The following is a 20488-nucleotide window of genomic DNA, read 5'->3' as shown; positions in this document are numbered from 1 at the left end:
TAATCAGATCAAATATTATTTAGGTCAAATTCAACCTCAAAATACACCCCAGTAAAGCAACAAAATTACTACTCAAAGCGACAAAAATTATGTTTAACAAACTTGCTCTCTTTTCCTGTTTCACAACTTCAACGATTAGCCTCCTATTTTCTTTGAGTTTACCTGCAACTGCAAATACAACTCGTGCCGTTGAAGCTGGACCAATTTGGAATCAAAGTGATGCGAATATCAAGTGTCCCCGACTCGCTCAGGAAGAAGGAGGAACCTGGACTGGTCACTGGTGGACAACAATTTCAGGAGTTATGTCTGTCTGCCAGCTTGAATTTTCAAATAATCTTGAGAGCAAAAGTTTCTCTATTCTCAATTACAATGTAATGCTCTTAAGCCGCAATATTCCCGGCCAAGGCAATCTCATGCAAAATTACCGCGCCCAAGAAATTGCCACAGCGATTCGTAATTCAAACCCATGGGATGTCATTGTCATTAATGAAGCCTTCGATAATGAAGCTCGAAACAACTTATCGCGCAGTTTAAAAGAAGCGGGGTATTCCTCTGCTACTGAAGTAGTAGATACAAATAATGGAAAACTAGAAGATGGTGGGGTATATCTGCAAAGTCGCTGGCCGATCATGGCAACTGACCAGATTATTTTTTCTGATTGTAGTGGCTTTGATTGTCAATCCAATAAGGGGGCTGTGTACGCCAAAATTAATAAAGAAGGGATCGTTTATCATATTTTTGGGACTCATCTACAAGCAGATACGGAAAATAGCGGTGTCAGAGCAAATCAATTAAGACAATTGGAGACTTTTATTAATCAAAAAACAGGGGGTGCACAAGCACGGAGAGAAGCAATCATTATCGCTGGTGACCTGAACTTTAATTATCAAACTGCTGAATATGACAATGCTCTTGAGACTTTAAATGCTCAGTTTTTAGGAAATATTCCCCAAGGTTATACTTTTGATCCTCGCATGAATGATCTCGCAAAATATCGCTATCCAAATGATCCATCTGAATGGCTAGACTATGTATTGGTTAGTAATGAAAGTATTCAACCGAATCGCACAACACTTGATCTTACAAAGTTTCGTACAACCTCCCAGTATGAACTGCCAGGGAAAGGTGATTTTTTGAATTTATTTGGTGGAACAATGGTGCGTGACTTGTCAGATCATTATGGACTATCTGCAACCTATCTTTTCTGATTTTGCAACATCATTCGATGATCCTAGGATTAATGATCTAACAAGACCATTAGCTTTTACTCGTCAAAAATACGCTCAAGAACGAGGCCTTGGCTATCTTTTAGTTCAAAGATCTTTAGCGCATCTTCTGTTTGACCAATGTCTAAACCAGGGGTGGCGATCGCCACACGCCATTCAGAAAGATCCAACTGGAGCCAATCACCGAGGGTAATGGTGGTTGGCTCGCCGCCCATGTGGGTCACCATCACGATTTGTTCTGGGGTTTGATCGTTCTCTTCGGCAAGGGGTTCCGTGCGCAGACCGTAAAAGATTGTGTGTTCTTCGTTACTGAGACGATTAAAGCGATCGCCTTCCTGGAGATTTTCCCGCAGCCAAGGGTGAGCGCGACGATATTCCCGCAGGGCTAAGTTAAATTTCGTCTGGGCGGAATCAACCCGGTCGAGATAATGGGAAACCCGACAGGTTTCGTGGCCATCCTCCATAAACGCCATGGCAATGGTCTTCAGTTTCGGCACCGTTAAATGGTCGAGGAAAGCCTGGTGATCGGACTCCCCAATTTCTTGCATCGGTTTAACTTCACAGACCCCGTCGGGATTGCCGATACAGCGTTGGCACAGATCGGCGGTTTTCTGTAAATCGTAATCTGTGACGATCATCGCCTCGTTTAAGGCGCGCATAAACCGCTTCAGAAAATCTAGATCCTCAAAGCCCAACTGTTTGAGATGCCGAAAGGCCCAGGGTTTAGCAAATAATTCTGGGGTAATCTGCCAGTCCAAAAAGCCCACTTCCTCCGCCGCGACTTTGACCCCATAAAGTTCGTCAGTATTGCGGAAAAAGCCCCAGGGTGCCCGCATCAAAGAATTAATAAAATCCATCGGCAGGCCGGGCATAAAGCCATAGACCCAGAGGGTGGTCGCCGGATTATCGTAGGCATTTAAAATAACTTCGTTGAGGGTCGCGCCCAAATGCCAGTTAATGGCGGCGGCTTGGGCATCGATTTGGTTCCCCCGGCGCACCGTATCGTGGTTGGCACAACCGGTGATCCAGCGATCGCCTTGGAACATCACTTCAATAATGCGGTTCCATTTGTAATCCCAAAACCCTTCGATGGTGGGTGTATTGTGGGCAAAAATCAATGGCCCCCATTGGTAGGATTCTGGGCGCAATTCGATCAAATCGCGATAGGTTGAAGAATTTTCCCAACCTTCTTCGGGCCAGGGCCGACCGTCCTCAAAAATGGTAAAGAGTAACCGTTGGCGATCGCCAATATCCTGAATCACATCACTCATCGCCAACAGATAAGCATCATCCTGCTCAACCCGACCGGAAAGGGGATTAAAGAAGCGAAAATCTTGCCCGCCATCAATGCGAATGCCGTCAGCCCCGGAGTTAATGCGTCGCCGTTGCAACTCTAGAAGGATCGCCCGCACTTGGGGTAACTGGTGGTTCAGATCCTGCCCGTACATGTTTGGGCCTTTGAGGTATTGATTGTTCAAGAGCTCCAACGATTGATTGTCCGCATGGCCATAGACCAGATCATAAATAATTTGGATCGGCCCCCCCGCAAAATTATGGAGGGTACTGATAAAGTCCACCAATTCATCGGGACGAAGGCTACTGAGGATCGTTGGGTTGGTCGCCGCTGACCCTAAAATCGGCACATCATAGCCCCAATTTTGGGTTTTGGCCTTGCGGAGGGTGACTTCTACTTCGAGGCCACAGGCCATTTCTCCCGTTTCAATAGCTTCATTGGGGGCGATCGCAAAAAATTCGTGGTGGCGGTTGTCCCCCTCAAGGCGATATTCAATGGTAGGTTCAATGGGAAGCAATTGCAGCGCGTCGTAACCGACATAATTTTGTTCGGCAGCGGTGAGGGGTTCTCCGGCAGCAATCTTTTCCGAGAGGCGCTGGTAAACCTGGGTCAGGCCCGCCAGGGTTCCTTCGGGGGAGGCTGTTTTGAGGTGAACCTGCAAAATATTTAAAGGGGCTGGCACCCGGGGCAGCACTTCATTGGCATTATCAAGGATCGGCCGTTCCCAGGGGGCTTGGTCGGGGTCGAGGGGGGTCGAATGGGCCTCAAAATAGGCAAGGTCTGTCCGCTGCCGCTGGAGGCTGTCCATGTCGTAGAGTTCCGCTGGCCCAAAAACCCCATAGGGCAGAGAATAGGCCAAAACGTCGCGGATGATCGAAATTTCATTCTGGAGGCGATCGCAGTAGCGCAACCAATACAGAGAGCCCATGTGCTCCCTCGTGCCTGGGTGCATCCCCGCAACCACACCCCAACAGAATTCCCCCTGCTGTTTGAGTTCTACACAGTCCCGGCGGCACTTAATGGTTTGGCTGGGAGCGCTAAAGTCCACCGCTTCGAGGGGGGTAAAGACTTCCAAGAAGATGTCGCGGTTTGTTTGGATCACTTCCCCTGCCAGTTCCGGTGTCCAAAAACCGATCTCCGTGAGGCCATCCGCCCGGTAATGGGCCCCCAAGCGTTTGGCGAGGCGTTGCCCCTTGTGGAAATAACTTTCATTGGAATGGGTCACTTGGGCTGCCCAATCTAACAAAATTTGGGTGTCTGCTTCGCTAAGCTGAATTTGAGAGGCCGTATTCACTATCTAAGTAACCGTAACAACAACTAATTCATTGGATCGGGTGCCTGGGGCGATCGCCCGTTGCCAACCCATGCATCCTCGCATCTGCCGAATGACTTATCTTTTGATCGCAAAACAGCAAAGATAACTGATGAGTCGATGAGATAAATCAATATATCCTGACAGAATCAAATTATTTTTTCGGCTATCAATTTGTCGGCGATCGCCCCCAAAAAATCACTTTAAAATGCGGCTATTCATACCTTAATTACTTCAGAAAGCATCAGGAATCTTTGTGATGCATCGATTTTTTGAGCTTAAAACTACCTTAATTTAAGATTAAGTTTTGCCCGAAAGATTAACCTTTCGACGGGCTTTCACCCCACAGATAACCGTTTAAATAAAAAGTCCCACCCATAATAAATCATTATCTTTCCCTCCGGCAAGCCATCACTAACTCAGCCAAAAACATAAACTGAGAAAAATGTTATAATGAAAAAGTGTCTAATTGAATACGATGGCCATTTATCGACCATTTTTGTAGTTTTTACGGCCCATGAAACAAGCCCTCGGAAGTTTTGAAACCCAGCTTCCCCAGGTGAGCTTCCCCACTAAATTTGCCGTTCATCGGGAAATAATGGCAACGCCCTTTACACTGGGCCTCTAAATATTTGTTGGTGAGCATCGCCCCAGTGTTGTGCCTCTGGTTGTGGGGAGTGAGTTCAAGGCTAGAGCCAATGGTTGATTTGGGTGCTGTGTAACGGCGATCGCCAACGGTTTGCCTCCCAAGATCCAGGTTGCAAATCATTTTTACCCGGTGCCCCCGGCCCACAACATCTGCTGGACACAGGCCCATTGTTACCGCAAGCGGCCTTTTTTTATCTGAACCATACCAACCCCTGGAGGTCTTAATGAAATCTTCTCTCGTCATTCTCTACCATAGGGAACCCTATGATGAGGTGCGCGAAAACGGTAAAACCTTCTACCGTGACAAAACAAGCCCTAACGGGATCATGCCGACCCTCAAAAGCTTCTTTGCCAACGCCGAACAAAGCACCTGGGTCGCTTGGAAACAAATCTCTGGCAAACAACAAGAAAATTTCCAAGCCAAGATGGCATTTCCCGGTCAGGAAAACTCCGTGGTTCACCGCATCCCCCTGTCCGCCGACCAGGTCAAAAACTTCTATCACATCACCTCAAAAGAAGCCTTCTGGCCAATTCTGCACTCCTTCCCCTGGCAGTTTACCTACGACTCCTCAGACTGGGAAAATTTTAAGCAAATCAACGAGATGTTTGCCGAGGCTGCCTGCGAAGATGCCGACGATGACGCCCTCTTTTGGGTCCATGACTATAATCTCTGGCTGACCCCCTACTTCATCCGCCAGAAGAAACCCAACGCGAAAATTGCCTTTTTCCACCACACGCCATTTCCGAGTGTTGATATTTTTAACATTCTGCCGTGGCGTGAAGCAATCGTAGACAGTCTCCTCTGCTGTGACCTGTGCGGTTTCCATCTGCCCCGCTATGTGCAAAATTTTGTCGCCGTCGCCCGGAGTTTGCGCAAGGTCGAAATTACCCGCCAAGTGCCCGTCGATGAGCACGCCTTTACTGCCGTAGGCACCGCCCTCGCAGAACCCGAAATTACCACCCAGTTGAAATATAAAGATCACCTGGTGAATTTGGATGCTTTCCCCGTGGGCACAAACCCCACCCAGATCCGCGCCCAGGTAGAGAAAGCCAGTACCCAGGAGCGAATCCGCAAAATCCGGGAAGAACTGGGCAGCAACAAGCTGATTTTGTCCGCTGGCCGGGTGGACTACGTGAAGGGCACCAAGGAAATGTTGGTCTGCTATGAACGCCTGTTGGAGCGGCGACCGGAGTTACAAACCAAGGTAAATCTGGTGGTTGCCGCGGCCAAGGCTGCCTCTGGGATGCGGGTTTACAAAAACGCCCAAAGTGAAATTGAACGGCTTGTGGGTCGGATCAATGGTCGCTTTGCCAAGTTGAACTGGACCCCGATTTTGCTCTTTACCAGTGCCCTCTCCTACGAGGAACTTCTCGGTTTCTTTGGGGCCGCAGATATTGCCTGGATTACGCCGCTGCGGGATGGCTTGAATCTGGTCGCTAAAGAGTATGTGGTCGCCCATGGTTGCGATGATGGGGTCTTGATCCTGTCGGAATTTGCGGGATCAGCGGTGGAACTGCCCGATGCGATCCTCACCAATCCTTACGCGGCGAAACGGATGGATGAATCCATTGATCAAGCCCTGGCCATGCCCGTCGAGGAACAACAGCGGCGCATGAAGAGTATGTACCAGGCGATCCAACGCTATGACGTGCAGCAGTGGGCGAATCATATGTTCCGGGAAGCCAAGGCAACGGCAGTCCTGGGTAAGGAGCCGACCCCCGTCTAGGTCGTTTTTTTGCTTAACCTGGGGGAGAGGCGATCGCCGCCCCAAAAATCCCCTGGGTTGGGTAGTGAGACAAAAACGGTGGATTGCACCAGTCATGACCCAAGCCAACTAACCGCACAAGTTTGACCCTAATTCCCAACCTGAATAATGCGAGATTTTCAAACCATTCAAAACACAACCTACGATCTAATCATCATTGGTGGCGGCATTAATGGCGCTGGGATCGCCCGGGACGGGGCCTTACGGGGCTTAAAAACCTTGCTCATTGAAAAGGAAGATTTCGCCAGTGGCACCACCAGTTGGTCTACCCGTCTGATCCATGGGGGCCTCCGTTACCTAGAGTATTTAGAGTTTCATCTAGTGCGGGAGTCCCTCCACGAGCGAGAAGTGCTCCTGCGTACCGCGCCCCACCTGGTGCAACCGCTTCAAATGACGATCCCCCTCTACAAAGGGGCGGCCCGGGGCTACTGGCTCATCCAAGCGGGGATGTTGCTCTACGATATTTTGAGTTTTGATAAAACGGTCCCCTCCCACCGGATGTTGAGCGCCCGAAAGTTCCAGAATCTTTTCCGCACGGTGCGATCGCAGGATGTGGTTGGGGCCGCCCAATATTACGACGGCCAGGTAGAATACGCCGAGCGACTCTGTTTAGAAAATATTTTGGATGCCCAGGCAGCGGGGGCCACGGTTTTAAATTACACCGCCGTCACAGCTCTCCAACGGGATGAGAATACCGCCACAATTCAGGCGATCGCCTGTGAAGATCAGCTCACGGGCCAAACCTTTACGGTTCAAGCTAAAGGCAGCATGGTCGTGAATACCTCCGGCCCCTGGGTTGATGAAGTCTGTCAGTTAGGCCGCGCCGCCGGCGAAGCTAAACCCATCGGCACAGAACAAAAAATGGGTGGTACCAAGGGAAGCCATATTGTTGTCGATCCGTTCCCTGGAGCTCCCCAAGCCGCCCTCTATGTGGAAGCGGCCAGCGATAATCGCCCCTATTTCATCATTCCTTGGTTGGGTAAATACCTCATTGGCACCACGGATCTGAAATATACCGGGAGCCTCGATCATGTGAAGGCCGACAACGACGAAATTGATTATCTCCTCGCCGAAACCAACCGGGTATTACCATCGGCCCAGCTCAGTCGGGCTGATATTCGCTTTACCTATTCCGGGGTGCGGCCCTTACCCTATGTGGGGGACAAAAAACCCGGCAGCATTACCCGCAGTCATATCTTGTTTGACCATAGTCCTGAAGGGGCGAGAAATCTTATTTCCCTAATTGGTGGAAAACTGACCACTTATCGGCAAGTGGGCGAAGAAATGGTGGATTTGGTCTACCGCAAGTTGAATCGTCCCGCTCCCCCTTGTCCCACTCGCAAACGGACTTTACCGGGGGCGATCGCCGCCGATTCCCACACCATTGAGACCATGATCCGTCGTTATACACCCACCGTTGATCGCACCACGATCCAACATCTGTTCCGGATGTATGGCGCTAAAGCTCCGGAAGTCCTCGCCCTTGTGGATGATGCCCCTGACCTGGGCGATCGCCTGGTGCCCTATCTCCCAGATATCAAGGCCCAAGCGGTCTATGCGGTGCGCTCTGAACTTGCCCATAACCTCAAGGATATTTGCCGCCGCCGCACCACCCTCGCGATGTTGGCCAACTACGGCTATGATGCCCTGCCGACCCTCGTGGCGACCCTCAAAACCCACTGTGGTTGGGATGATGCCGAAGGCGATCGCCAAGTGGCCGATTACAAAACCTTCATTGAGCAGAACTGTCTGCCTGACTATCGCATTGAAGCCCAGGCCCAGGCCTCAAAAACAGAAGTTTATTCCTAACGGTTTTGCCGTAGATCCTTACTTACACTAAAGCAAACAACTTCACCGGTAGGCGGTTGGCGTTGTTTTCGTTCCCGACTCAAGTTTGTTAGACCCGATTTTTCTGAGAAGATAGATGACAACCATTTCTCCCAATGACCTTGACCAAGACGCCCAATCCCTTAATACTGTTGTCCCGACAATACGTCTAAAGTCTGTGAATACAAACCGTAAAACCATTGCCATGCTGGGGACTGGGGCCTGGGGTTCCGCCCTCGCCACCCTCGCCGCCGTGAATGACCATGATCTGCGGCTCTGGTCGCGCCGGGGTGAGCTTTCTCTCGAAGAGGCGATCGCCGACGCTGACATCATCATTTCGGCCATCTCCATGAAGGGGGTGTCCGACGTGGCAGAGCAACTCAAGGCGATTTCCCTCCCCGCCAAGGCAATTATTGTGACGGCCACCAAGGGTTTAGATCCCAAGACCACCCGGACTCCGTCTCAAATTTGGCAAGAAACTTTCCCTGACCACCCAGTAGTCGTGTTATCGGGGCCGAACCTCTCGAAGGAAATTGAAGCTGGTTTGCCCGCCGCGACGGTAGTAGCCAGCACTGACCTAGAGGCCGCGGAAACTGTCCAAGAAGTGTTTGCGTCCGACTGTTTTCGGGTCTATACCAACAATGACCCCCTGGGCACTGAATTAGGCGGCACCCTAAAAAATGTGATGGCGATCGCCGTGGGAGTCTGCGAAGGCCTCAAGCTCGGTACCAATGCCAAATCAGCTTTAATTACGCGGGCGTTACCGGAGATGATTCGCGTAGGGGCGCACCTGGGAGCCCAGCCGGAAACCTTCCTGGGTCTTGCAGGGCTGGGGGATATGCTTGCTACTTGTACCAGTCCCCTCAGTCGCAACTATCGCGTGGGCTACGGTCTGGCCCAGGGCAAATCCCTCGAACAGATTCTCGAAGAGCTGGGAAGTACCGCCGAAGGGGTAAATACCACCGCTGTATTGCTCGATTTGGCTAACCGTGAGGAAATTCCCATCCCCATTTCCCGGCAAGTTTATCGTCTCCTCAAGGGCAAAGTTACGCCCATGGAAGCGGTGACAATGTTGATGGAACGGGATCTGAAGCCAGAGGCCTGTGATCTGCTGGAGTAAAAGTAATCTCTATGGCCCCAGAGCTCTAGTTGCAAAGATTTCAAACATGATTAGGGGCGATCGCCGCCTCTTTTTTTGCAGTGTTGTGCTAAATTCGCACCATGGTTATGGCGTAGGGAACTTTCATGCGGATAAAAATTTGTGGGCTGACCCAGATAGACCAGGCCCAGGCGATCGCCAAGGTGGGAGTAACGGATCTGGGATTTATTTGTGTCCAAAAATCGCCCCGGTATGTGACGCCCACCCAACTAGCGACCCTGACGGAAGCCTTGCCCGCGCACATTGGCAAAGTGGGTGTTTTCGCGAACCAGACATTGCCTGAAATGCTGGCAATCATTAGTCAGGGCAACCTCACCACCGCCCAACTCCACGGCGATGAATCCCCAGAGTTGTGCCAGCAACTCCGCCAGCAACGGCCCGACCTGGAAATTATTAAAGCCCTGCGAATCCGCGATCGCCATTCTTTAGCCCGGGTAAAACAATACGAAACTGTGGTCGATGCGCTGCTCCTCGATGCCTATGATCCCCAACAACTCGGCGGGACGGGCCACCAGATTAACTGGGATGATCTACGTCAATTTCACCCAGCAATTCCTTGGTTCCTCGCAGGGGGGCTCAATCCCGATAATATTGCCGTCGCCCTGGGCCAACTGCATCCCGATGGCATCGATCTGTCGAGCGGCGTAGAACTGTCCCCCGGCATTAAAGACCTCAGCAAAGTTCAAGCCTTGATGACTGCCCTCCAGCCACTCCATGTCTAATTCTGTACCAATTTTTATTTTGCTTGGTGGAAAAAGCCAGCGCATGGGCACCGACAAAGCCCTTTTGCAATGGGGTGAACAAACCCTGCTCCGGCGTACCCTTGAGATAGCCACGGCCCTCAGTGACGAAATTTATCTCTTGACCCCCTGGCGTGATCGCTATCAACCCTATCTCAGCACCACTGTCCACTGGCTCGATGATCCGGCTCAACAGGGGGGACTCGTTGCTTTACATCAGGGTATGAAAACCCTAAATCTCCAGGGCTGGGTTTTACTGCTCGCCTGTGATCTGCCCAAGCTTGATCAGGGGCAATTAGAGCAATGGCTCAAGCAACTCGCAGCAATTCCAACAAAGTACACCGCCGCCCTCGTCAAGCAAGGGCAACTTTATGAACCCTGCTGTGGTTTCTATCGCAATACGGCCCAAACTTCGCTCCAACAATTTATCGAGCAGGGGGGGCGCTCTTTTCAAAAATGGTTAGCTACTGTGCCTGTTTTTTCGCTGGCGATCGCCAACCCAGCAATGCTCTTTAATTGCAACACCCCCGCCGATTTCGCTACCTTGAAGACGCAACCGCCCTCGCCGTAGCCAATCAATTGACCGACCCAGTGCCATGCAACAAACCGCCCTTAACCTAATCGCCATTGGTGTTTTCTTGATGACCATGACCAGCCTTTTGGGAGGGATTTTTCAGTTGTCTCCCTTTGTCCCCGCTGGCATTACCGCTGCCGTGATGGCCTTTGCCACCGTGGATACGTTCAATTGGCAAGGGCGAGGCATGACCTTATTCCTTGATTTGTTTACCCCCGCCGAACAGCGCCAACGCATTTTGCACCACGAAGCGGGCCATTTCCTGGCGGGTTATCTCCTCAGCATTCCAATTACGGGCTACAGTCTGACCCCTTGGGAAGCGATTAAGCAGGGTCAAACGGGTCAAGGAGGCGTCAGTTTTGATCTCGAAAGCGTCGAAGCTTCCCTCAAAAATCCCCAGCAGATGAATCTTTTACTCGAACGTCTCAGCACCACCCTAATGGCAGGGATCGCCGCCGAAACGACGATCTACGGCAAAGCCCTAGGGGGAGCCAACGACCGCGACCAACTCCGCCAACTGTTAGCTAAACTCGGCATTTCTGTCGCCAGCTACCAACAACGGGAGCAATGGGCCCTACTCCAAGCAAAAAACCTCTTAGATCGCCACCAAGATGCTTTCCAAAATTTGGTCACCGCAATGGCTGACCGCGCCCCCCTAGAAGAATGCTTTTCCCTTTTAAATGACGAATCCCAAGCCTAATAATTTGATCAAACTCAAAAATAAGTGTTGTTGGCGAACATTACATTTACATTAAAAGCTTTATCTTATTAAGCCTGCTAACGATAGCTTAAGTGATTATTTGGTAAGCTAATCATCTTGGCAAAGTTGCTGATAACGAAACTTACTGTCAATTTGATGAAGATATGGCTGTACCCAGGCGCAACCATAGCCCACAATCTGTTGCATGTCGATTAAATGATCCATCTCCCAAAGAATCACCACATCATCTAAACCACCAGAAACCAGCAAAGGACGATGGTTCTCATCCACAGCACGAAAGGCGATATCCAGAACCCGGTCTTCATGACCCTCCAGGGTGAGATGGAGAGTGCCATCTAGACTCCATAATTTAACCGAATTATCCCAACTTCCTGTCACGATAACGGTACCCCACTCCGTTGGTAAGCCAGTATTGGCGGGAATAAAAGTTACCGTATTCACCCGTTTTTCATGACCCTTAAGGGTTGTGAGTAAAGTACCATCCATGGCCCAGAGCTTCACTGTTCCATCTTCACTCGCCGTTGCAATCCTCTGACTGTCGGGGCTGAAGGCTACATCCAGGATGGTATCGCTATGACCTTGCAGTGCAAATTGGGGCTGAAGTGAAAAATGATCTGTTTCACTCCGTCGCCATAGCCAGAGAACTTTTTCTTCCCCCGCAGTTGCAATCCATTGATTGTCAGGGCTAAAGGCGACTGTATATAGTCGGTCATGATCTTTAGTTAAGGCTTGTATCAATGTGCCTTCTTTCTGCCATAACTTGACGGAGCCGTCCCAACTGGCTGTTGATAGTTCCTCGCCGTTAGGACTAAAGGCCACATCAAATACCACATCCTGATGGGCGTTGACCGTTTTTTGTAATTGGCCATCTATGTTCCACAAACTTAATTGACCATTGTTATGGGCGGCGGCGATCGCCTGACCATTTGGACTGACAGCCACCGACCATATTTCACCACTGGCACCGGCACCAAAGGCTAAGGTTTGCAGGAGTTGTCCGGCTCGATTCCATTGTTTAATTGTGTTGTCAGCACTGGCTGAAAAGATTGTGCCGTCAGGGGCAATGGCAACCCCCCATATCGAGGATTGATGGCCTCGCAGAATTGTTAAATTATGCGGCTGCGGTTGCCAGGTGCGGAGCATAGCGTCCCCTCCCCCCGAAACAATTTGTTGACTATCCGGGGTGAAATTTGCTTCCCAGGTGCCAGTAACATGACCCATCAAACTTTTAATCTGGTGGCTAGCTTGATCCCAGAGCAGCACCCGATTATCCCAACTGGAAGAGGCGAGGGTTTTTCCATCAGGACTAAAATTTAGATCCACAACGGCACTAGTGTGGGCGGCAATGCTTTGCTGTACCGTCCCATTTAAATTCCACCAAACCAGATTGCCATACCAGTCCCCGGTCACCAAGGTTTGCCCATCCCGGCTAAAGGCAACGCTGACGAGACGATTTTCGCCACGGTTACTTTCGGTGGGATTAGACCATGTTTGCAATGTATCACCCTGCAAATTCCAGAGAATCAGCGTATTGTCCCAACTCGCAGAAGCGAGGGTTTGGCTATCCGGACTAAAGGCCACATCCCAAACAAAGTTCTGATGTCCTCTAAATGTGTTGACCAATTCTCCCTCTATCGTCCAGAGCTTGACGGTGTTATCTTCGCTGGCCGTCGCGATCCATCGTCCATCGGGACTGATATCAAGGGCCATCCCTCTGCCCCGGTGTCCATCGATGGTTTTGAGCAGAGTGCCATCCGCGGCCCACAACCGCAGGGTGCCATCTTTCCCTGTAGAGGCCAGGACCTGACCGTCCGATGAGAACGCAATGTCATGCACTTCCCCTTGATGGCCGGCAAGAATTTTTATCTGGGTCCCCTCTGCATTCCAGAGGACGATTTCCCCCTGGTGATGGGCCGAGGCCATGTGTCCATTGATCGGATTTAAGGCAAGGCCGAGGATGATTCCCTGATTTGTATTAATCCGGTTACGTTCCACGGCTTGAAATGTTGCTTTGCGTAGGTTTTGTTCAACCTGGTGCACCAATGGACTGGGGGGCCACCAGAGTTTTTGGATACGGTTTTCGGCCTGGAGGGCAGTGACTAGAGCATCAAGGCGATTCCCAGAAGCGAATTGGGCTTCCGATTGATTGGCGATCGCCGCAATTTCTTGCAGAGCAAACTGATGCTTTTGGTGCCATGCAAAGACAGCCAATGTACTGGAAATTAAAAAAGCGGCACTGACTGAGCCGAGTAACCAGCGTTGCAGGCGCTGCCGTTTTTCCTGTTCAACGAGGCGGGCTTCTACTTCCCGTAGCCGTTTTGCTTCCTCCTTACGTTTGACTTCATCGAGGTCGGTACTTGTCCCAAACCATTTGATCACTTCTCCGTTATGGTCACAAATGGGCACCGCTCGATTTAAAAACCACCGATATTGTCCCTGGGCGTCCTGCATCCTCAGCTGTACTTCATAGGCTTGCTTGGTGGCAAAAGCCCGGTCCCAAGCCGCTAAGCTGGCATGAAGATCGTCGGGATGGATCAGACTATGCCGCTGGGTGCCAGCCAGATCTTGGAGGGACAGACCCGAAAAATCATGGCCCTGTTGGTTGGCATAGGAGAGATTACCATCCGGTTCAACAATCCACACAATCTGAGGAACCGCCTCCGCCAACTGCCGAAAAAAGCGTTCACTCTCTTGTTGAGCATTAAGTGCTGCCTGAATCCGTTGCCGTTCAATATCCTGACTGGCCGCTAAAAACTGATAATCTATATCACTCAGGCTTTTGTCTCTGGCCCACTGTTCAGCATCTCGCAGGGATTGCCCCTGTAATAGATAGGATTTATCTTGACGACCCGAGGCCAGCCATTGCTCCAGGATATTAGCGTATGGGCGCAGCTGATGGAGTTGACGGTCAACCCAGTTGAGGCTAAAAACCTGCTGGTAAATGCGGTTCTTGATGGTGAGTTGATTTCCCTGACGAACGACTAATCCCGAGAGTACTAAATCGGTTTGTTCACGGCTGTCATCGGTATAGACAGGTTCCTCCTGCAGCAGTTGTCGATAAATACCGAGTAAACGACCTGTGCGATTTTCACGCCAAAGTAGATGATCGCGGATAGTACGTAAATGAATAGGCTCATCCTGAGATTCCCAGTTTTCGATGAGGTGCGATCGCACAATGCCTTCAACCCAAACTTCGACCATCCCTGCTGATAACGCTAACGGCACCTGATCAGCCTGTTGCGCAGTCTGTAGCACAAGATCACACAGCTTTTGGGTCAAAAACGGTTGCCCGCCTGTCCAATCGAGAATGCACTTCAAAACCTGTTCTGGATCGCTAACCCAAGGCTCTAAGCCCGGTTGGAGGGGTTTACTTTCAGCTAAGGTGAAACCTGTGAGGGGAATAGCACGGCCCAAATTAAAAGGAGTACGTTGCTTATCAGCGATCAGATCGGAAGGGGTTGTCACCCCAAATAGCCCAAAGGTTAGACGACAGTAGCGTGGATCATGGGAGCGCTGGTTATAGCAGGAACGCATCCAGGCAAAAAAATCGTCGGTAGAAAAATCTAGGCTCAGCAGACTGTCAAGCTCATCGATGAAGATATACAAGGGTGGCCCCTCAAGGTCAGGAAGTAACAGTTCTTCTACAAGCTGATTTAGGCGTTGTACTAGGGTTAAGGCTTGATTTGCCTGCCACCATTGACAAAAATCCTTCTGGTACCCTAACCCCAGACTCTCAAGTATACTCATGCTCACCCCGGCATACCATTGGGTTTGAATCAGACCGATACTGCCCAACCGTGTCATATCCACATAGGCACAGCGGGCTCCGGTTTGTTGCAATTGTTGTTGCACTCGCACGAGGAGAGATGATTTACCCATCTGGCGGGCACTGAAAACATAGCTAAACTCTCGCGCTTTTAATGCTTCATAAAGCTTGCTATCCGCCTGTCGCACGACATAATCTGGAGAATCTGCTTGTAAACAGCCACCAACGTTATAGTGCAGGTTAGTCATGCGGCTACATCCATCTAAGACCCTACTTAAGGGCTGAATTTATAAATCAATTTTGCCTTATGTTTGGGAGAGAGCATGGGTTAGGTAGTCTCGATATAGATTTAACTTAATGAACCACCCTCCGGAAGTACGCTCAATGAGCCCTGCTGCCTCTAATTGATAAGCCAAAATTGTGTCTAGGGAAACGGGGTCATCGCCCATGACTAAAGTTTTGAGTTGAGCAGTTTGTTCTGGGCCATCTTGTACGTTGACCAAGAGCCGTCGTAGATATGAGTAAAAGATACTGTTGGGCGTTGCCGCTGTACGAATCAATTCGTCGAAACTGAGGTCGGCCTGGCTGAGATGGTAAAAGGCGAGATTCAGGAGATATGGGTGACCACCCAATAGAGCGAAGAGGCGATCTAAATTGAAACTTTCCAGCGATAAGCCATAGTTCTGCGCTAGGGTCTGTACCTGGGCCGGGGTAAACTCTGACAACAAAAGCGGCAAACCAATATTAAAAGGTGATTGGTTGATATCTAGTGGTAGGTAGTGATCCGTCGCATAGGTCACCACCTGTCGTAATCTGCCCCAGATCCCATTGCGGCGGGATTCTTCATGCCAAGATCGCAACATGGGCAAAAAAGCTTGGGCACTTGCTGGGTAGGCAAAGAGCCGATGTAACTCTTGGATACTGAGTAGTAATGGGGTGGAGTGGGGTTCTAGTAGTTGTTCTCGTACATAGGTCGTCGCGCTGAGGGTATTGCCTAAAATATCGCTCCAATGATCTTCTAGGTTTGGCGATCGCCCAAGACTAAGGGCAAAAACACTGCAAAACCAGCGCAAGAAATTGCCACTATCGGCCAGGATATCAGGATCTGCCTGTTTCAAATCAACAAAGGCAATCCCGTGATTTAGTTGTTCCCCATGGGCCAAAATCCGTAGCAGTAATGAACGCTTGCCAAACCCAGATGGTGCTTTCAACCGGACAACACAGCCTGGTTGTTCAATTTCATGGCAGGCCCTGGTCTCAAGGGGAGGACGGGGAATGTAAAAGGGGGAATCTAAGGGGAGAGGCCCGCTGGGATAGGTTAATCCTTGGGATGGCTTAGCTGCCGCAGCAGACGCGGTGACTGTTGTTATTCCTTGTGCTGCGTAATGATCCTCAGAAAATTGATAATCAACAATATCTAATTCAAGGTCAAATGCTCTAAACAAAGCAACCAACGACCGTCTATCAACGCTAGAGTCATTGGACCAGATCCGACTAATAGTTGCTGCCGAAATCCCTGCCCGCTGACTAATCTCTTTGAACAGGAGTGGCTTGCTCTGATTCTCTGTTTCTTCTACTTGCCGGATGGCTTGTTGTAAACGCTGGCGACCATAGGCACTTAAGACAACCCCTCGTTTTCGCTGGCTAGAAAGATGATCACTCACTTTTTGATATTGAAAGACACTAAATATATAAACAAATGTAAAAGACCAGAGATATTAAGATTGTAAGCGAAATCTGTTTTATTTCCATAGTTTTTTGTTGATTTAGGTAGCAACCTCTTCTCTATCTTTTTTGTGACACAATTCTTTGTGCTTATTTCATTTATTTCATTTAAGGTTGTCCCTATCTGGAATTGATTGGTAGTCCCAAATGTGAATGTTAATAAAAATTGATTTGCGAAAAGTTTTTTATCTTCTTTTCATATTTGTAAGGCGGCTATCGTCATGTTTATGGAATAGTATTAAGGGACTAAATAATCTTATTAAATTATGTCGGTAACCCTAAAGAAAATTTCAACCCTAAGCATTGCCAGTGTGCTCATGACCAGTCAGGGGCTGGTGTGGAACCTTGCAGCTTCTGCCGAAGTGCTCAGTCGTTACCACGGACGTTGTAAGCTCAGTATCAATAGCTCAACAGCCTATGATGGTTATTGCACAACGCAGCATCTGCAAAATGGTCAGTATGACCAGTCAGTTGTCATTCAATTGGATAATGGAACCCAATATGATTTTCGTGGTAGCAGTCTAGACTATCTAGAAGTTCAGGATTGGGATGGTATTCACTCAGTTACCCACCAATATGACCGAGACCGTGAAATTTTCATCTGGAATACGGCAGGGAGTCAGAATCGTCTCTCTGTGAAAGTAGACACCGCACATCCGCCCCAAGCATCCCATGATGATGACAGCCATGGTAATGGTAGCACCGTCGGAGCCCTCGTTGGTGCCGGTTTAGGCTTACTGATCGGCAGTTTGTTTAGTGGTGGTGGTGATAATAAATCTCCGAGCAATTCATTGCCGGACAATCCCTACGCAGACAAGATGGATTACTACAATGCAACTGCATATTTCAAATGCTCCGTAGGAGATGCGGATAAAGATCAGCAATGTCCTGGGGGTATTAAGCGCCATGGTGGCGGCGATGCCTCTATCACTGTACTTTTCCCTAATCGTAATGAGGTTACCTATAATTTCAATGGTGGTGATGTAACCAGTTCTTTTAGTAATGATCTCACTTGGGGCAAGTCAGGGGATACTTGGTCTATTGGTATTGATCGTAATTTGTTCATCGATATTCCCGATGCTGCAGTTTATGGTGGTTAAGACTTCATTCGAAAAAAATTACGGCATTTCCTCAATTAATTAAGCTGGTGTTCTCGCAAGAATGTCTCTCCAAATAAGACCTAAAAATCATAGGTTCTCGCCCAGAGAAATTTCATTCTGGAAGTGCTGCTTCATTCAAACAAGAATGATTCAATAATTGTGTTTAAATTTGAGTAAAACGCTCATTTGTTTTCACAAAAACTTAATATTTGATGCCAATCAATCCTTTCAATTTAACTAAAATGTAGGCGTGTGACTTGTAGTTAACAACTCACTCAGTCCCACCTCGCTACTCTTCTAAATTTATGAAAAATACAGTTCAGAAATTAGGCTTTGCTGCGGCCACCCTGCTTATCCCTGGTGCTGTGGTGTTGAGCCCTGCAGCCCATGCGGAGATGTGTCACCATCGTGATATTCGTTATGACTGTGGTGATGAGCATGTAGACGGTCGATTGTCTAAATACAACTTCATCAGTGCTCCCTTCCTCAGAATTAAAGACTATCCAACGATTGTTAAAGATCTCCAGGTTCTACTACATGAGTTAGGGTATTACGAAGGAAAAATCACTGGTGAATATGACTCCGCCACAATGCTAGCTGTCAGAGCATTTCAAGATGCCTATCAGCTCGAAGTAACAGGTGAAGTGAACGACATCACTTGGATGGCGCTCAAAAGCCATGAGGAAGATGTTGTCTTTGAGGCAGGCGATCGCCTTGACATCGCCACCGGCACCTACATCAACGTTCAGAGCAGTTCTGCCGCTGCTGTCGAGTCTACAACAGCTAGTTCTTCGGCATCCGTCAGACAAACAGAAGTGGTCGAACAAAGAACTACTGTTCGTCAAACCGTGACCCAAACGAGTGGTAGTGCGACACAAATTAGTGAAACAACCCAAGCCAAGCCTGTCCGTGGACTTTGGTAATTCGACTTTTCTCAATCCTGCTCTTTTCTTGAGTTGCTTTCAGTAAAACTGTTAATTAATACAGTTTTCATCCTTACCTAAAACATCATGTCGTGAGGAATTTCCCATGGGACTAAATCCTAAATTATTTACCCTGTTTGTTTCTTGGTTTATCACCAGCATTTTGACAGTTTCTTTCGGCCCAGAAGCTGCTCAGGCGAGAAGTTTGAAGCCAGTGGCCCCTGAAAGCCCTGCTGCTTCTCTGGTTGCTCAGGGACCCAACCAAGCTGAGTATCTAGATGCTTTCTTCAACTCCGGAAAGTACACTTACTGTGATGCCCAAGTTCTGGGGAACTACTGGGGAGAATCTGCCGGTAACGCGAAAGTTCGTATTGGGATGATCTTATTAGGCGAGATCAGTAGTCCCAATCAACTCAGTGCAGATCAAAGACAGGCTCGTCAGGTTGCCGTTGATCGCCTTTGGTCTAGTCAGCAGCTCTGCTTTTTTGATCAAAAGGGTCTTACCTATGATGATGCTGTTGATCTAGCGAACTATTGGGGTAGTCAAGATCCGTTCCACGCTAAATTGTACGTCGAAAAACTCTTAATTCGGGGCGACTATCAAGAATTTGGTCGTTCGATGGACGCCGCTCGTCGTCAATATGATGGCGTCTAAGGCAACTTGATAATATTTTTGAACTAGACAGGGTAGTTTGCCCTGTCTTAATTTTTTCTACTCAATAATGACGACCCTAAATTGGAAAATTGGCTTCGAGCTTGAACTGCTTGCCCCCAAAGGCTTCAGTCGACAAGATTTAGCAGAAGCGATCGCCGAGAAATATCAAGGCTCCGTCCAGCGTTTCTTTTCTCTCCAGTCAGAACCCAGTAAAGTCCCCGGTAAACCAGTCTTTCAGAACTTAACTCATGGTTTCGAGGTTCTGGATGCAAAGGGAAATTTTATCGCTCGCTGTGTGGATGATCTCACTATCCAAGCAGATCTAGATAAAAGTTGTCCTAGCCTACCGGATTGGTATCGCATTGTGAGTGATGACGCTAGGCTTTTACATCTCATCAAACGTCAGGTCAATCCAGAGGATGCGATCGCCGATATTTTGCAACCCATTGCCGAATTATTTGGCACACCAATGACAGAGAGTGAGGGAATGTTTCGTGTCAGTGATGAGGTTGGTGCCTCTGTGGCGATCGCCGTGCCCTTACCAGGGGAGCGGGAACGTCCCTGTGAATTAGTGACAGCCCCCATTGAAACGGATCATTTTGCTGTCTTAGATAGTCTCTTAGCCATTGCTCGGGAACTGGGATTTACAATTCCCACAGAGGCGGCTACCCATTTCCACTTTGATGCCACTCGTCTCTGCTCTACCCCTATTTTTTATAATCTCGTCAATACCCTATGGGAAGAAGGGGAGCATTTACGTCAAAAAGTAAGGACAAATCCCCATTGTCAACGCTTAGGAAAATGGCCCGAAGAACTCCTTTTCTTGGTTAATACTCCAGGTTTTACGGCTCTTAGTTGGGATGAAGCGGTGACACATCTCAAACAACTGGAATTGACGAAATATTGTGATTTTAATATTAAAAATTTTATTTACCGACTTCCCAATAAAAATACCTTTGAGGCGAGAATTTTTCCCGGTTGGCTAGAGACAACGCCGGTTATCGAAGCCGCTAAACTCATGGAAGATATTTTATGGTCAGCCGTCGGTTGAT

At 49.0% G+C, this 20488-nt stretch carries 15 protein-coding genes; 11 read left to right on the top strand and 4 right to left on the bottom strand.

The genetic code is table 11. The features are described from left to right. Window positions 1–89 precede the first annotated feature (89 nt). Window positions 90–1208, top strand: coding sequence for a mannan-binding protein (locus AACT35_RS10995; protein ID WP_099240037.1), 1119 nt, complete (start codon window positions 90–92; stop codon window positions 1206–1208). A gap of 56 nt (window positions 1209–1264) precedes the next feature. Here the strand turns inward: AACT35_RS10995 and gghA are convergent, their stop codons facing one another. Both gghA and AACT35_RS10985 read right to left on the bottom strand, forming a co-directional pair. Continuing rightward, window positions 1265–3814: a glucosylglycerol hydrolase gene (gghA, locus tag AACT35_RS10990; protein WP_173867249.1), complete on the bottom strand. Its 2550-nt coding sequence runs from the start codon at window positions 3812–3814 to the stop codon at window positions 1265–1267. Between the two features lie 526 nt (window positions 3815–4340). After that, entirely contained in the window at window positions 4341–4601 is a 261-nt protein-coding gene (locus AACT35_RS10985) for a hypothetical protein (protein ID WP_143596807.1), read from the bottom strand. A 103-nt stretch (window positions 4602–4704) separates the two neighbouring features. Between AACT35_RS10985 and ggpS the strand changes: the two genes are divergently transcribed. The 6 genes from ggpS to AACT35_RS10955 all read left to right on the top strand — a co-directional run bounded on the left by ggpS (window position 4705) and on the right by AACT35_RS10955 (window position 11246). Continuing rightward, window positions 4705–6207 (top strand): glucosylglycerol-phosphate synthase, encoded by a 1503-nt coding sequence (ggpS, locus tag AACT35_RS10980; protein WP_012308437.1) that lies wholly within the window; start codon window positions 4705–4707, stop codon window positions 6205–6207. Between the two features lie 147 nt (window positions 6208–6354). After that, window positions 6355–8055 (top strand): glycerol-3-phosphate dehydrogenase, encoded by a 1701-nt coding sequence (gene glpD, locus AACT35_RS10975; protein ID WP_099240031.1) that lies wholly within the window; start codon window positions 6355–6357, stop codon window positions 8053–8055. 115 nt (window positions 8056–8170) lie between these two features. Continuing rightward, window positions 8171–9193 (top strand): NAD(P)H-dependent glycerol-3-phosphate dehydrogenase, encoded by a 1023-nt coding sequence (locus AACT35_RS10970; RefSeq protein WP_099240029.1) that lies wholly within the window; start codon window positions 8171–8173, stop codon window positions 9191–9193. Window positions 9194–9318: 125 nt separating this feature from the next. Continuing rightward, window positions 9319–9954, top strand: coding sequence for a phosphoribosylanthranilate isomerase (locus tag AACT35_RS10965; protein WP_099240027.1), 636 nt, complete (start codon window positions 9319–9321; stop codon window positions 9952–9954). Beyond that, entirely contained in the window at window positions 9947–10543 is a 597-nt protein-coding gene (locus tag AACT35_RS10960) for a molybdenum cofactor guanylyltransferase (RefSeq protein ID WP_099240025.1), read from the top strand. The genes AACT35_RS10965 and AACT35_RS10960 overlap by 8 nt, the downstream gene beginning before the upstream one ends. Before the next feature lie 25 nt (window positions 10544–10568). Next, the gene (locus AACT35_RS10955) at window positions 10569–11246 is read left to right on the top strand and encodes a hypothetical protein (protein ID WP_030007713.1); all 678 of its coding nucleotides are present in this window, start codon (window positions 10569–10571) and stop codon (window positions 11244–11246) included. A gap of 108 nt (window positions 11247–11354) precedes the next feature. Here AACT35_RS10955 and AACT35_RS10950 read toward each other — a convergent pair whose 3' ends face one another. Both AACT35_RS10950 and AACT35_RS10945 read right to left on the bottom strand, forming a co-directional pair. Beyond that, window positions 11355–15281 carry an AAA-like domain-containing protein gene (locus AACT35_RS10950; RefSeq protein ID WP_099240023.1) on the bottom strand — a complete coding sequence of 1309 codons (3927 nt, stop codon included), beginning with the start codon at window positions 15279–15281 and terminating at the stop codon, window positions 11355–11357. Window positions 15282–15338: 57 nt separating this feature from the next. After that, complete coding sequence (locus AACT35_RS10945) at window positions 15339–16697, bottom strand: AAA-like domain-containing protein (RefSeq protein WP_158227972.1); 1359 nt, start codon at window positions 16695–16697, stop codon at window positions 15339–15341. 327 nt (window positions 16698–17024) lie between these two features. Between AACT35_RS10945 and AACT35_RS10940 the strand changes: the two genes are divergently transcribed. The 4 genes from AACT35_RS10940 (at window position 17025) to AACT35_RS10925 (ending at window position 20487) form a co-directional block, all read left to right on the top strand. Further along, entirely contained in the window at window positions 17025–17858 is an 834-nt protein-coding gene (locus tag AACT35_RS10940) for a hypothetical protein (protein WP_099240019.1), read from the top strand. Window positions 17859–18163: 305 nt separating this feature from the next. Next, complete coding sequence (locus tag AACT35_RS10935) at window positions 18164–18781, top strand: peptidoglycan-binding domain-containing protein (protein WP_099240017.1); 618 nt, start codon at window positions 18164–18166, stop codon at window positions 18779–18781. A 106-nt stretch (window positions 18782–18887) separates the two neighbouring features. Then, window positions 18888–19436: a hypothetical protein gene (locus AACT35_RS10930; RefSeq protein WP_052349741.1), complete on the top strand. Its 549-nt coding sequence runs from the start codon at window positions 18888–18890 to the stop codon at window positions 19434–19436. Between the two features lie 67 nt (window positions 19437–19503). Continuing rightward, window positions 19504–20487 (top strand): amidoligase family protein, encoded by a 984-nt coding sequence (locus AACT35_RS10925; protein WP_065711566.1) that lies wholly within the window; start codon window positions 19504–19506, stop codon window positions 20485–20487. Window position 20488: the final 1 nt, after the last annotated feature.

The sequence above is a fragment of the Synechococcus sp. BDU 130192 genome (assembly GCF_963876085.1).
Lineage (GTDB): Bacteria > Cyanobacteriota > Cyanobacteriia > Cyanobacteriales > MRBY01 > MRBY01.
Note: the sequence above shows the minus strand (reverse complement) of the source record. Positions and strands in the feature narration are given on the sequence as shown.